General features: G+C 53.9%; 14 protein-coding genes and 1 pseudogene. 9 read left to right on the top strand and 6 right to left on the bottom strand.

What is annotated here, in order from left to right; all coding sequences use genetic code 11:
- Positions 1 to 76: 76 nt before the first annotated feature.
- A complete protein-coding gene (locus BW686_RS09680) occupies positions 77 to 1,123 on the bottom strand; it encodes an aminopeptidase (RefSeq protein WP_084916085.1) in 1,047 nt (348 codons plus the stop codon).
- Between the two features lie 184 nt (positions 1,124 to 1,307).
- Between BW686_RS09680 and BW686_RS26470 the strand changes: the two genes are divergently transcribed.
- From BW686_RS26470 to BW686_RS09645, 7 genes and pseudogenes are all read left to right on the top strand, one after another.
- The gene (locus BW686_RS26470) at positions 1,308 to 1,652 is read left to right on the top strand and encodes a hypothetical protein (protein WP_143514179.1); all 345 of its coding nucleotides are present in this window, start codon (positions 1,308 to 1,310) and stop codon (positions 1,650 to 1,652) included.
- 471 nt (positions 1,653 to 2,123) lie between these two features.
- The gene (locus tag BW686_RS09665; protein WP_084916082.1) at positions 2,124 to 3,248 is read left to right on the top strand and encodes an AlbA family DNA-binding domain-containing protein; all 1,125 of its coding nucleotides are present in this window, start codon (positions 2,124 to 2,126) and stop codon (positions 3,246 to 3,248) included.
- A 345-nt stretch (positions 3,249 to 3,593) separates the two neighbouring features.
- Positions 3,594 to 3,728 carry a hypothetical protein gene (locus BW686_RS27100; RefSeq protein ID WP_256898363.1) on the top strand — a complete coding sequence of 45 codons (135 nt, stop codon included), beginning with the start codon at positions 3,594 to 3,596 and terminating at the stop codon, positions 3,726 to 3,728.
- A gap of 548 nt (positions 3,729 to 4,276) precedes the next feature.
- A pseudogene (locus BW686_RS09660) lies at positions 4,277 to 4,762 on the top strand (transposase); the annotation flags it as partial.
- Between the two features lie 303 nt (positions 4,763 to 5,065).
- Positions 5,066 to 6,802: an OPT family oligopeptide transporter gene (locus BW686_RS09655; protein ID WP_084916081.1), complete on the top strand. Its 1,737-nt coding sequence runs from the start codon at positions 5,066 to 5,068 to the stop codon at positions 6,800 to 6,802.
- Positions 6,803 to 7,129: 327 nt separating this feature from the next.
- Positions 7,130 to 7,798, top strand: a complete 669-nt coding sequence (locus BW686_RS09650; RefSeq protein ID WP_179149220.1) for a hypothetical protein — start codon at positions 7,130 to 7,132, stop codon at positions 7,796 to 7,798.
- An 18-nt stretch (positions 7,799 to 7,816) separates the two neighbouring features.
- On the top strand, positions 7,817 to 8,251 hold the full coding sequence (locus BW686_RS09645) for a PA0061/PA0062 family lipoprotein (RefSeq protein ID WP_084916079.1): 435 nt from the start codon (positions 7,817 to 7,819) through the stop codon (positions 8,249 to 8,251).
- Here BW686_RS09645 and BW686_RS09640 read toward each other — a convergent pair whose 3' ends face one another.
- Complete coding sequence (locus BW686_RS09640; protein WP_084916078.1) at positions 8,252 to 8,485, bottom strand: DUF1161 domain-containing protein; 234 nt, start codon at positions 8,483 to 8,485, stop codon at positions 8,252 to 8,254. It abuts the gene before it with no gap.
- Between the two features lie 117 nt (positions 8,486 to 8,602).
- A complete protein-coding gene (locus BW686_RS09635) occupies positions 8,603 to 9,034 on the bottom strand; it encodes an OsmC family protein (protein WP_084916077.1) in 432 nt (143 codons plus the stop codon).
- A gap of 211 nt (positions 9,035 to 9,245) precedes the next feature.
- On the opposite strand from BW686_RS09635, the gene BW686_RS09630 reads away from it, so the two are divergent.
- The gene (locus tag BW686_RS09630; protein WP_084916076.1) at positions 9,246 to 10,247 is read left to right on the top strand and encodes an LLM class flavin-dependent oxidoreductase; all 1,002 of its coding nucleotides are present in this window, start codon (positions 9,246 to 9,248) and stop codon (positions 10,245 to 10,247) included.
- 161 nt (positions 10,248 to 10,408) lie between these two features.
- On the opposite strand, the gene BW686_RS09625 is transcribed toward BW686_RS09630, so the two are convergent.
- Positions 10,409 to 10,633 (bottom strand): DUF1161 domain-containing protein, encoded by a 225-nt coding sequence (locus BW686_RS09625; protein WP_084916075.1) that lies wholly within the window; start codon positions 10,631 to 10,633, stop codon positions 10,409 to 10,411.
- Between the two features lie 144 nt (positions 10,634 to 10,777).
- On the bottom strand, positions 10,778 to 10,993 hold the full coding sequence (locus BW686_RS09620; RefSeq protein ID WP_084916074.1) for a dodecin: 216 nt from the start codon (positions 10,991 to 10,993) through the stop codon (positions 10,778 to 10,780).
- 168 nt (positions 10,994 to 11,161) lie between these two features.
- On the opposite strand from BW686_RS09620, the gene BW686_RS09615 reads away from it, so the two are divergent.
- Positions 11,162 to 11,488, top strand: a complete 327-nt coding sequence (locus tag BW686_RS09615) for a DUF883 family protein (RefSeq protein ID WP_084916073.1) — start codon at positions 11,162 to 11,164, stop codon at positions 11,486 to 11,488.
- Here BW686_RS09615 and BW686_RS09610 read toward each other — a convergent pair whose 3' ends face one another.
- Positions 11,489 to 12,445: a LysR family transcriptional regulator gene (locus tag BW686_RS09610; protein ID WP_179149219.1), complete on the bottom strand. Its 957-nt coding sequence runs from the start codon at positions 12,443 to 12,445 to the stop codon at positions 11,489 to 11,491. It lies immediately after the preceding gene.
- Between the last annotated feature and the right edge of the window lie 52 nt (positions 12,446 to 12,497).

Below are 12,497 nucleotides of genomic sequence, written 5' to 3'. Positions count from 1 at the left end.
ACGCCCGTATATGAGCACGACACTGGCCTCTTTGCGAGCAAGCGAAGCGTCGCCCGGCTCGCTCCCACAAGGTAGCTCAAGGCATCAACTGTTGCAGCGCCGCCTTGCGCGCCTCAACCGGCATGCCGCCCAACTTCTCTACCGCCTGATAAAACGCCGGCCAATCGCCATTCACTTGCTTGAACAACGTCGCAAACGCCGGCACCCATTGATCATAAAGACCAAAAGGCAGCAGCTTGGCATTGTTCATCGGGCCATTGATCCAGCCATCGAAACGCTTGTCACCCGCCCACTGCTCATCGCGCATCTGTCGATAATCACGCCGCAGCTGCTCAAATTCGGCAGCCTTGCGCGCCCGCATCACCTCAGCCGACAACGGCTGACGATACAGCGCCTTGAGCCGCTCGCGAGTATCGAGCACCAACCGAATAAATTGATCTCGCCGCGCCAACTGCGAAACGCTCTCCGGCGGCAACCCCCGCGCCGCACGCCACTGCCGCGTGCCTTCCTGCTCGACGAAACTGGCGTAGGACTCGTTGAACTCGGTGTCGTCCTTCACATAAAAGCGCTGATGCGCCAGTTCATGAAAAATCAGCGTCGCTAAACGCTCATCACCCCAACCCAGCATCGAACTGAGAATCGGATCATCAAACCAGCCCAGCGTCGAATAGGCCTCCACACCACTCAAATAAACATCCTTGCCCGCCTGCCGCTGCAACGCCGCCTCACCACGCGCCCCGCCAGGGCTGTAATAACCGCGATACGCAACGCACCCGGCAATCGGAAAACAGTGCGTCACCGGCTCCAGCGAAAACTCATCCGTTGCAAACACATTCCACACCACATAAGGCCGACCCAAGTCCGCATACAGGCGATAACTCTTGTTATCCGGAAGGTGCAAATGCTCGCTGGCAAAGCGGCGCGCCAATTGCGAACGAGCCAGATGCTCGCGCAAACCTGCATCCCGAGCAGGGTCCGCCATGATCTTTTCCACAGGCTCGCGCGCCTGCAGCAACTGCCATTGCCCTTGGGCCAGTTGGCCGTAGTAGTAAACGCTGGAGCAGCCGGTTAGCAGCGTGACGGCTATCAGCAATAACAGACGTGAGGCAGAGAGTGTGGGCATGGACAGGCGGGCTTTGGTGGCTTGGATGCGGTGATGTTATGCCGGACAGGTGTGAGGGTGTGCAAGTGCTGCGGGGATATGAGGCGACGCGCAACGCTGGTATCGTTGATCGCATTTCCAACGCACACTCATGGATGGCCATTCGTTTGCCTACCTCATCGTCAATTGGCGCGCGTGATCCCTCATGACACCACTCATGTGCGTCGTGACATTCCAGTTCGTGGCCGGAATGATAGGCACCTGCGTCGTAACACCGAATCCAACGCTTTCACCCGCCTCCAGGAATATCGACCATCCCTCGAAAGCGTGGCGAATCTTCTTCCGGATCATGGCTGTCTGCATGTGCTACATGTGGTCGTCGCTGGTGACCATTATTGTCCTGGCCAACACAATGGAAAATTACGATCCACACAGCCTGTCGGAAATGACACGCGCGGTGCTGATAGCGACGCAGCCCCTACCGTTACTTATCGTTTTTTACTGGCTGCTTGCCAAAGGGGTGCGCAAGGTGGAGCGGGACAGGGGATGATTTTTATTTCTTGAGTGAGCTGTGATGAAGATTGCAATCATCCTGTTAATCATTTTAAAGAAATCTCGTGGCGTTTCGCGTATTGATCGTTCGTAGCGAAGGTTGAAATTTTCCAGAAGCCAACGAAAGTGGTTAATTTCTGATGGTACTCGCCGACAGCTACCGACAAGAGGTAATCTTCTGGAGACCGACAGTCAAGCTTGCCTAGGTTCTGTAAGAAAAGTCGGTGAGCGAAGGTCAGGCAAGTCAAAAACAGGCGAGGAAGCGGAGTCTACGTGTTGTTAAATGAGCATTCTGAGCCTGTTTTTAACGCAGCATCACCGATGCGTAGCCACTTTCGTACAGAGCCTAGCAAAAGTAGTAATGGCATCTGTAAATCGAGTCAGCTGATGGTGACACTGGCTATATCAGTGTGTCACCATAATTCAGACTGAGCTTTGCCCTTTCTAATTAAGAGTAGGCGTATGGACTATGGATGACATATTAATAGAAAAACTGCTGTACATGGGAGAAGGAACAAGTCTAGATTACAAGCAACAACAGTACATAGTTAGCGGCAAGGATCTGAAAGCCAAATCTGAGTTACTCAAAGATATATTAGCTTTTTCTAACGCTTGGCGCTCAGAGGATGCGTACATTTTAATAGGAGTTAACAACTCAGGTGAAGTTACAGGGCTAGATAATGATCCTGATGACTCACGACTGCAACAGTTTATTAATAGCAAAACCAATCATCCAATCGATTTCTCATACCGATCAATTATTTACAAAGGAACGAAATTAGGCCTTTTTACGATCCATCAACAGTTGCGTCCTGTTTATGCAAAGAGTGATTATGGCATTGTGACTGCCCATAAAGTGTATGTCCGTCGCGGCTCATCTACAGCAAACGCAGATCCTACAGAAATTGCCCGAATGGGTATAGCTCAATTTAACTCCGCGAATATTTCTGTTCATATGCCCGATGTAGACGTCAAGCTAGTTTCTGACGACGATGAAAACATCGACCAGTTGAACTTCAGTTACAAAAGCCTAAATTTATTTGATTATCCAGATTATAGATCTCCTCCGGAGAGAACCAGCGCATACTCTGTGGCCTCGCTAAATTTTGACAACATAGACTATTATAGAGAGCTTGCATCTTACATCAAGAAAAAGCTAGGACTGCTTAAGCTACAATTATGCTTAACCAATTCCGGAAGTAGTTACGCAGACGACGTCCGCGTTTACGCAGAGCTGGTAGGTTGGCCAAATGCCACAGTGCATTTTGAAAAAAACCCATACAATCGCCCCGAGAAATCACACTTATCAGGAAGGATAAGCCGTCAAAAAAACTCTACAATCAACCCTTCAGTCAATATAGTTAGAAATAAAAACAAAACAACTATCATCTTTCATGTTGGAAAAATACATAGCGGAGAAACTCTATTTACCTCCGCTGTATTTCTTGAATCCCCTCCGATTGAGATGGAATGCATTCTCGTGAAAATATTATCGGATCAGTTACGCGCACCTAAGGAAGTTATAATACCGACCGCAATTTCATTCAATAAGGCTGATCTAACTTTTGACATGATAAAAAACATGAATTTATAGTTTGATTTTGACGAGCAACAGTCTAGCAGAGCTAGCAGTGAGAACAGCCTGCTTCCGAGCTAACAAAACTAATATTAACCCAATTGAAACCAGCATTAGCGAGATATCAAATGTAACAAGCTAAAGCTTACTCCTTGCTGATAATTAAAATCATTCCTCAAAAGGCCTTAAGCAGTGAACGCAACCAGTAACGGTATAATTCCACTAGTAATTTGCCTAATCCTACTTGTCATCTATGCTATAAATCTAATATTACTAGCCCACTGGAGCAATAAAGAAAATCTGTCTTGGCAAGCATACTTAGAAGAGTCTAGAAGGCGAGAGATAAGTAATGAGGAGCCATACATGGGTGGATATTACATCAGCCCTTTTTTAAGCCTTGCAAAAATATTGCGCTGGCTGATACCACTGGCTTTAATAATCATTGTAGCGAATAATAAAAGCGAACTCAGCGCTGCCGTAAACACGCTGATGGGCTAAGCACGATACAAAAATACAAAAGCAACACCGTCAATACTAGACGATCAAACAATATATCTACGTAAAAAAATGCATCACATGAAAATAAGGCAAGCATTTTTAACGATAGCTAGTTTATAGTTCGATATGAATTTTATGCAGTCATGGCCTATACGCAACTGAGGCCCGCGCATCACGCGGGTCTTATTATGGCTGGCCGCATGCACTGATACAGCATCAATATCACCTCGATTTTTGCTTCATGGATGAACCTAGTTTATCGATTTCTTCAACTCCAAGTTAGAAATAGCTCCGACATTCGTCTTACACTCTAGTTTGCTGTTCGCGAAATAGCTTTTCGTCATTTTCGGCTACACTTCAGATGTCCATCCCGGCCTTAGAGAGCTGACAGTAGGCGCTATGCACATCACGTTTGGCCCTGAAGAAAAGAACGAGCTGAAAATACGCACTCGCGCTGCGACGATCTCTCAACGAGAAGGCGGTCGGGCACGTACAACCCTGCTTGCTACCGAGAGCGAAGCTCGAGAAAACATTGCACGGTTGACGGGCGAACACAGCCGGGTCTGCCTTTAGGCATCGGTCATATCCAGACTAAATCCTATGATTACACCCAACATGGCGCGATCAAGTTATTTGCCGCACTAGATTACATCCAAGGGAAATTGATCAGCGGCATCAAGCTTCAGCATCGGTATCAAGAGTAGCTGGCCGTTCTCAAGATGACCAATAAAGAACTGCCCAAGCACCTCCAGATTCATCTGATCGTCTATAACTACCCGCCCCACAAGCATACCGCAGTGAAAGTCTGGCTGGCGAAACATCCGCGCTTTCATATTAATTTCGCACCAACCTCAAGCTCTTGGATGAACATGACTGAGCGCTTCTTCGAGACATTACAGTGTACTTACGGAACGACAGCTTTGCTCCTTGTGCGAGATAGAAAGCGCCATCACAACGCTCATGACGTTACTCAATGCTCAGCCGACCCGTACATTTGAAACGCAAAATAAGAAGAGACGTTGGACAAAATTTAACGTGCGCGTGAGTCGTATGAGTCCGTGCAAGAAAAATAATTTATTTCAAAAACAGTGCGCTAGTGTGGAAGACTGGGAATTATTAGTTGAAGGCTACGTTGAGCCTGCAAAAACTATTTTTCTGGGACAGGAAAGCAAACAAGATTCTTGGGTTCCCGTTTCTGACCGTAATTCGATATTTAAAAACTCTATGCACAAACGAAAATATTCATTCTGCAGCTAAATATCCTGCTGAACCTTCCACCTCCTCAACACTCCCTTTTAAAGTCCCCCCCTCAACGCCCACTGCCGAAAGGATTCCGCATGCCTACAGCCCCAATCCCGCAGATCCCGCCCCTCCAACGCGAACTCAGCCTGCGTGCCGTCATCACCGGCATCGTCCTGGGCATTTTGCTCACCCCCTCCAACGTCTACGCCGGCCTGAAGATCGGGTGGTCGTTCAACATGTCGATCATTGCGCTGCTGATCGGTTACGCCATCTGGCAAGGGCTGGCCAAACGCTCGCCCGATCAGCCGCCGTGGACGTTGCATGAGAGCAATATCAATCAGACGGTGGCATCGGCAGCGGCGTCGATTATTTCGGGTGGTCTGGTCGCGCCGATTCCGGCTTATACGTTGTTGACAGGGCAGCAACTGGACCCTGTTCCGATGATGGCGTGGGTGTTTTCGGTGAGTTTTCTGGGGATCTGGATTGCATGGTATCTGCGGCCTTCGTTGCTCAACGACAGGTCGCTGAAGTTCCCCGAGGGCATGGCGACGCTGGAGACGCTGTTGCACATTTACAACCACGGTCGCGAGGCGGCGACGCGGTTGAAGGTGCTGCTCAGTGCTGCGTTACTGTCCGCGCTGGCGAAGTGGGTAGATACGTTCGTGTGGGCGTTTCCGCGTTGGTCGCCGAGTGCGCAGTTGGAGCGGCTGACGTTTACCGCTGACCCTTCGCTGTTGTTGGTGGGGTTCGGCGCGATCATCGGGATTCGTGTCGGTGTGACGCTGTTGTTTGGTGCATTGCTGGCGTGGGGCGGTCTGGCGCCGTGGTTGTTGGCGCAAGGGCTGGTAACGTTGCCGGCTGGCAGCAGCGGTCCGCAATTCGCGACGCTGGTGGAATGGTTGCTGTGGCCAGGGGTGAGTTTGATGGTCTGCTCGACACTGACGTCGCTGGCCATCCGGCTGTGGGGACTGCACTCGTCCACCAAAGCGAGCAGCGGGACGATCTGGGCCAAACCGAAAGCGGGGCCTGCGCTCGGCCTGGTGCTTTCGATCCTTCTGGTGGTGAGCCTGCAAGCGCTGTTGTTCGGGATCAATCTGTGGATGGCGTTGTTGACCATTCCTCTGGCGGTTTGCCTCGCGGCGGTGGCTGCGCGGGTGGTCGGAGCCACGGGCATTCCGCCTATTGGTGCTATCGGGCAGTTGTCGCAGTTGAGCTTTGGCATCGTCGCGCCGGGGCAGGTCACAATCAATCTGATGAGTGCCAACACGGCGGGCGGTTCGGCCGGACAATGCACAGACCTGATGAACGATTTCAAAGTGGGCAAGGCGATTGGCGCCACGCCGCGCAAGCAACTGGTCGCCCAGACGCTGGGGATTTTCGTCGGCAGTATCGTCGGTGTGCTCGCCTACATGGCGCTGATCCCGGACCCGCAAACCATGTTACTTACCGAAGAGTGGCCAGCTCCGGCGGTCGCGACCTGGAAGGCCGTGGCGCAAACCCTGACCCACGGGCTGGACTCGTTGTCGGAAAGCATCCGCTGGGCTATTTTCATTGCGGGTCTGGCGGGTGTGTTGCTGGGGATTCTGGACAGCACATTGCCAGCCCGCCGTGTCCGTTATCTGCCGAGCGCCGCTGCACTGGGCCTGGCGTTTGTCTTGCCAGCGTCGGTATCGTTGATGATGGCCCTCGGCGCAGTGCTCACGTGGACCGTCAGCTGTCGCTGGGCCAGCCTCACTGAACGATTCGCCATTACCGCTGCTGCGGGCTTGATCGCAGGAGAGAGCATTACCGGAGTGGGCGCGTCGTTGTGGCAGATGCTGGGTAATGGGTAAGTGAGGGTTCTTTCGTGAGCACGGTGGGCGCTGCCCAGAGCACTACCGCAATCGCGGTCCGTCAGGGGCTCGCGAAAGCTGTTTTCCGATTGATAGAGCACCCGCCGCGCTTCATCAGTGGACCAGGCGATTGACTGATGATCTCCGGGCGGCGACCTCTTTCAGACACCCCACACTCAGCCCCTCGGCAAAGACTGCACACAACAAAAAGCCCACCATGTAGGTGGGCTTTTGGTATTGCTGTATCATCTGTCCGTGGGGGGAGGCGTAAGCCAGCTAGGCCCTCGGCAAGTGAGCCGACTATAAGGAAATTTGCAGTTGTCGTCAATGTCGACTTTAGAAGTTGCAAAAGCTATCAGATTGTCCCTTTCCTGCGCCCGGATTTCGACCTATGAAAACGCAGCGCTCGCTGTGGGTCGGGGACTCGATGAAGCTGTAACATTATACGCATGGAACGCACTCGTCTCTGGAGCATTCCTTACACCGTTACACCTGTGCGAGGTCATTGTTCGTAACGGTGTTGCAGACGCAATTGCGTCAGTCTACGGCCCCCAGTGGCCTTGGAGCCCTGGTTTCGAACAGAGCCTGCCGGATGTCACAGGCCCCACTTTCAAGCCAAAACAAGAGCTTGCAAGAGCAAGACAAAAATGCGGCACAACCGGAGCCGTGATTGCGGAGCTGAAGTTTGTGTTTTGGGAAAAAATGTTCACGAAACGGTTCGAAGGACGCCTCTGGGTTCCTTACTTACATACTTTTTTCCCGAACCTGAAAAAATGTTTCACCGTATCCGTCCACCGAACCAGGATTGCGGCTGATCTCGAACAGATCCGACTGCTTCGAAACAGAATTGCCCATCATGAGCCGATATTTTCAAGAAACCTGATGAGCGATTTTGCTGTTATTCAACGCCTGACTGAAACACGTTGCATCGTTTCCGCAGATTGGATGAATGGCCAACAACAGGTCATGTCTACGGTCGCCACTAAACCTTTTTAAGCAGAGGTATGACCTCAGGTGCCAGTCCGTTTTTTCACGTTGCCAATCGCATTCGCGCTCGCAGCCCTCACCGGATGTGCCGGCCCCTTGCCTGCGGTTGACCCTGGCATGGCGTGGGTCGACATGCGTACTCTGACCGGCCAGTTGATCATGGCCGACAAGCTTGATGGCAAAAACACGTACGACGGACGCTATTTTCAGGTGACGCCGGGCCGTCACGCGTTGCAGGTGCGGTATGACTACGAGTACCGGTCGGGCGGTATGGGGATGATCGGCGATGAATACACCGAGATCACCTGCTACGTCAGTGTTCGCTATGACCACTTCGTCGCAGGGCAGCGGTATGTTCTGGAGGTGCGCTCATTGGCGAACAGTGTCGACGCCTGGCTTTACGATGCAGACCGCAACGTGGTGGCCGAGGAGGAGGAAGAGGGCGGCGTTCACTGCATCTGATCAGCGATCGTTGCGCTGATAGATGATTTTTTTGGTGCCGTTGTCGCAGGTGCCGACGACCATTTCCGGATCGGTGGCCTCTTCATTGGCGACGATTTCCAGCGTATAGGACGTCACGTTATTGGCCTGGATCTTGGCTTCGATTTCATCCTTGAGTTCATCACAGGATTTAGGCGCGGCCAAGGCGCCCGTCGCCACTACCGTACAGGTCACTGCCAGAATAAAACGTTTCATGCTCGACTCCTGATCATGATCAAACCATGCGTCGATAACGCATGACCGATGAAGCAAGCCAGCTTTATACAGTAGATACGGGAGCGCACAAGGCACTCCCGCTACGTTCACCGAGGATCAGCTCAACAATGTGGCGTCCAGCGTGATCTTGGCGTTCAACACTTTGGAGACCGGGCAGCCTTCTTTGGCTTTCGTGGTCAACTCGTCGAACTGTTGCTGTGTCGCACCCGGCACTTTGGCCTTGAGGGTCAGATGCACAGCGCTGATTTCAAAACCGCCTTCGGTCTGATTAAGGGTCACATCAGCCTGGGTATCGATGCTTTCAGCAGTCAGGTTTTCGCCGCCCAGAATCATGGACAGTGCCATCGAGAAACAGCCTGCGTGGGCTGCGCCGATCAGCTCTTCCGGGTTGGTGCCCTTGCCGCCTTCAAAACGTGCCTTGAAGCCGTAAGGTGCTTCGCGCAACACGCCGGTTTCCGTGGAGATGCTGCCAATACCGCTTTTCAGATCACCTTCCCAGTGGGCAGATGCTTTCTTGACGATGCTCATGGTCGCTCCTTTTGGAATGAATGTGGATCATTGCTGTTACAAGGTTCTGAGGACGGGCAGCTCTGGAAAGTTCAACCGTCGGAAAGACCTACCGTTTAAGTAGGTTTTTACCCGCCTGCCATTGAAAAGCACGACTTGCGCCCGCACTGCTGTTTCATCGTGGGCAGCTCCAGCAGCCAGCCCATCTCAATTCGAGGAGCTACCCCGGCCTATGAAACGTCTGGCAGATGTAAAAATTTCCACCCTTGATCTGGTGCCCGTACGCCACGACAAAGGACCTGCTGAATCCCTGCGCAACTCACTCAGCCTGGCTCAACACGTTGAAAAACTGGGCTATAACCGTTTCTGGGTGGCTGAACACCACAACATGGACGGCATCGCCAGTTCCGCGACTTCCGTGCTGCTCGCGTACCTGGCCGGCGGCACGTCGACCATTCGTGTCGGTGCTGGCGGGATCATGCTGCCCAACCACGCGCCGCTGGTGGTGGCCGAACAATTCGGCACGCTGGCCAGCCTCTACCCTGATCGAATCGATCTGGGTCTGGGCCGCGCACCGGGTTCCGATCAGATGACCGCCCGCGCCTTGCGTCGTGAGCGGTCCGGCAGCGCCGAGGATTTCCCGGATGACGTCACTGAGCTGATGGAATACCTGGGGCCGCGCACACCTGATCAAAAAGTGATCGCCGTACCCGGCTCGGGCACCCATGTGCCGATCTGGTTGCTGGGGTCGAGCCTGTTCAGCGCCCAATTGGCAGGCATGCGCGGGCTGCCGTATGCCTTCGCCTCGCACTTTGCACCGCGCTACATGCACGAAGCCATTCGGGTCTACCGCAACCATTTCCAGTCCTCGGCCGTGCTCGACAAGCCTTACGTGATGCTCGGCGTGCCGCTGTCGGCCGCTGATACCGATGAGCAGGCGGAATACCTGGCGACTTCGGTCTACCAGCGCATCCTGGCGTTGATGCGCGGGCACAGCCTGATGCAGCGTCCGCCGGTCGAATCGATGGATGGCCTGTGGCTGCCTCATGAACGTGAAGCGGTGGCAAGCTTTCTGGGACTGGCGATGGTGGGCGGCCCGGAGAAAATCCGCGCCAAGCTGGACGTTCTGCTTGAGCAGACCGACGCCGATGAGCTGATCTTCACCTGCGATATGTATGAGCACGAGGACAGGCTGCGGTCCTACGAGATTCTGGCGCAGGTCGCACACGGCTAAGCGATTTTTAGAATCGCCAATAGCCGACCGAAAACAGAATCGCCCCGGACTGGATGACAGTCCGGGGCGATTCTGTTCGTAAAGCCCGCAAACGGGATCAACCGGCGGCCTGGCTTGAATCAGGTTCGAAGACCCGGTTCAGCGCCAGGCTCGACGGGTAATCAACCGCGCTGGTAAACGATCTCCTTAGTGCCGCCTTCGCACGTGCCAACAACCTGCTTGCCGGCAGAGCTGCCTTTCTCGACCACTTCCAGCGTGTAGGACGTCACGCCCTTCGCCTGGAGCTTGGCATCGAGTTCACTTTTCAACTCATCGCATGGCTTGCCCGCCGCGAGGGCAGTGCCTGCGATGCTCAACAAGCCTACAGCCAACAAAAACTTCTTCATGGGTAATCCCTCTCGTCTGGCCATGTACAGACGCCATCGGAACAGGCGCCCACTCGACATCCACGCTCACACCTTCCCGGTGACCGGTTACAAAGTGTGTAGCGCAGATTATGGCAATCGGCCAGCCGAAAGGTTCAGATGTCGTCAGCTATTGGCGATGCGGAAGCCGACTTTCAGGGTTACCTGGAAATGCGCCACTTTGCCGTCTTCGATGTGGCCACGTGTTTCAGTCACTTCGAACCATTCCATGTGGCTGATGCTTTTGCTGGCCTCGGCCAAGGCATTGTTGATCGCGTCTTCAATGGTGGTGGTGGACGAGCCAACGATTTCAACTTTTTTGTACGTGTGATGATCGGTCATGGCAGTTCTCCTGGAAGTCTGAAAAAGGCGCGGTATAGAACACGCTCCCTGCTTCTGTCAGGGGAACGCGCGCAAAAGTTCAGCCCTTTGTAGAAATCCCATCGCACTTTCCAAAAAGCCTGGAGTCCGAAACAACACACGCTCACTCACCATTGCAGGAGAAACACCATGGCTACTACTTCACTCCGTAAGGCCTCGTTGCAAAGTATGGAAGCTGAGATCGAAAGCCTCTTGAAGTCGCTTGAAGGCCTGAAAGCCGATGCTACCGACGAGTCGCGCAAGACGCTGAAAACCCTGAAAGCCAATGCTGAAAGCGCACTGAGCCATTCGCGCAGCCTGCTCAGCGATGTCTACGAAGACGTCAAAGAGAAAACCCGCGAAAACGCGCTGGCTACTCGCGACTACGCTCAAGAGCACCCTTGGACCACCGCAGGTGTTGCCGTCGGTGCAATCGGCCTGATCACAGCCTACATGCTGTTCAAGCGCGGTAACTGATCAGATTCTGATCGGGTCTCCAGACTGCTTAAGCTCGTTCTTCAACCACTGAGCCAACTGTTGCGCCCGACCATCGGCCGCACGTCTGGGTACCCAAAGCGCCAGCTGCGCCGGGGTTTCGCTGAAACCCCACGGCGCAGCCAGGCGACCGGCTTTCAGGTCGTCGATGACCAGCGGCTCCGGCGCAATCGCAATCCCCAGGCCGGCGACGGCTGCCTCTAGCAAATAATACAAATGCTCGAACCCCTGACCGTACCGCAACGCCTGCGGATCGATCCCGTTCTGCTGCGCCCAGCTTGGCCAGGCCTGCGGACGCGAAGTGGTGTGCAGTAAAGGTTCTTCCAGCAGGGACCTGGCAGGCGCACGGCACAGCCTTTCAAAGCGCTCGAACCGAGGGCTCAGAACAGGGCCGATACGCTCGCTGGCCAGTTCGAAGACGTGCATGTCGGCAGGCCACGGCGGCTCGGCGAACACCAGCAATGCGTCCAGCCCAGGACGACGCGGATCGAGATCGCCTTCGCCTGCCGACAGGTGCAGCCGCAGGTCCGGTAACTCCGCATTCAGACGACTCAGGCGCGGAATAAACCAGCGTGCCAGCAGGCTGCCCGAACACCCCAGCACGAAAGGCGCGTCTGCGCTGCCTTTGCTCAGTTCGACACAAACGCCGCGCAGCCGGTCGAACGCTTCGCCGCTGACGTCGCGTAACCGAATGCCTGCATCTGTGAGTTTAAGGCCACGCCCATCCTTGCTGAACAGGCTAACGCCCAAGTGCTCTTCCAGCACTTTCAACTGACGACTGACCGCGCCATGCGTTACGTTCAACTGCTCGGCGGCTTGGCTGACACTGCCAAGCCGAGCGGTGCTTTCGAACGCGCGCAAGGCATTGAGGGGAGGGAGGTCACGGCTCATGATCTGTGAGTTTTCCTGACAGGTTGTCGCGATCTTATCGGTTTTCAAACAGGCATGCGCTGGTTAAAGTGGACTCATTGCCACTCCGGCTCATTCAATT

The organism is Pseudomonas syringae, from assembly GCF_002157375.1.
GTDB lineage: Bacteria > Pseudomonadota > Gammaproteobacteria > Pseudomonadales > Pseudomonadaceae > Aquipseudomonas > Aquipseudomonas syringae_T.
This window is presented reverse-complemented; position numbering and strand designations above follow the sequence as displayed.

Bases quoted from the DNA above. Each gene is read 5' to 3' on its own strand.
- BW686_RS09680 (WP_084916085.1), bottom strand. From the start codon at position 1,123: ATGCCCACACTCTCTGCCTCACGTCTGTTATTGCTGATAGCCGTCACG.
- BW686_RS26470 (WP_143514179.1), top strand. From the start codon at position 1,308: ATGACACCACTCATGTGCGTCGTGACATTCCAGTTCGTGGCCGGAATG.
- BW686_RS09665 (WP_084916082.1), top strand. From the start codon at position 2,124: ATGGATGACATATTAATAGAAAAACTGCTGTACATGGGAGAAGGAACA.
- BW686_RS27100 (WP_256898363.1), top strand. From the start codon at position 3,594: ATGGGTGGATATTACATCAGCCCTTTTTTAAGCCTTGCAAAAATATTG.
- BW686_RS09655 (WP_084916081.1), top strand. From the start codon at position 5,066: ATGCCTACAGCCCCAATCCCGCAGATCCCGCCCCTCCAACGCGAACTC.
- BW686_RS09650 (WP_179149220.1), top strand. From the start codon at position 7,130: ATGTCGACTTTAGAAGTTGCAAAAGCTATCAGATTGTCCCTTTCCTGC.
- BW686_RS09640 (WP_084916078.1), bottom strand. From the start codon at position 8,485: ATGAAACGTTTTATTCTGGCAGTGACCTGTACGGTAGTGGCGACGGGC.
- BW686_RS09635 (WP_084916077.1), bottom strand. From the start codon at position 9,034: ATGAGCATCGTCAAGAAAGCATCTGCCCACTGGGAAGGTGATCTGAAA.
- BW686_RS09630 (WP_084916076.1), top strand. From the start codon at position 9,246: ATGAAACGTCTGGCAGATGTAAAAATTTCCACCCTTGATCTGGTGCCC.
- BW686_RS09625 (WP_084916075.1), bottom strand. From the start codon at position 10,633: ATGAAGAAGTTTTTGTTGGCTGTAGGCTTGTTGAGCATCGCAGGCACT.
- BW686_RS09620 (WP_084916074.1), bottom strand. From the start codon at position 10,993: ATGACCGATCATCACACGTACAAAAAAGTTGAAATCGTTGGCTCGTCC.
- BW686_RS09615 (WP_084916073.1), top strand. From the start codon at position 11,162: ATGGCTACTACTTCACTCCGTAAGGCCTCGTTGCAAAGTATGGAAGCT.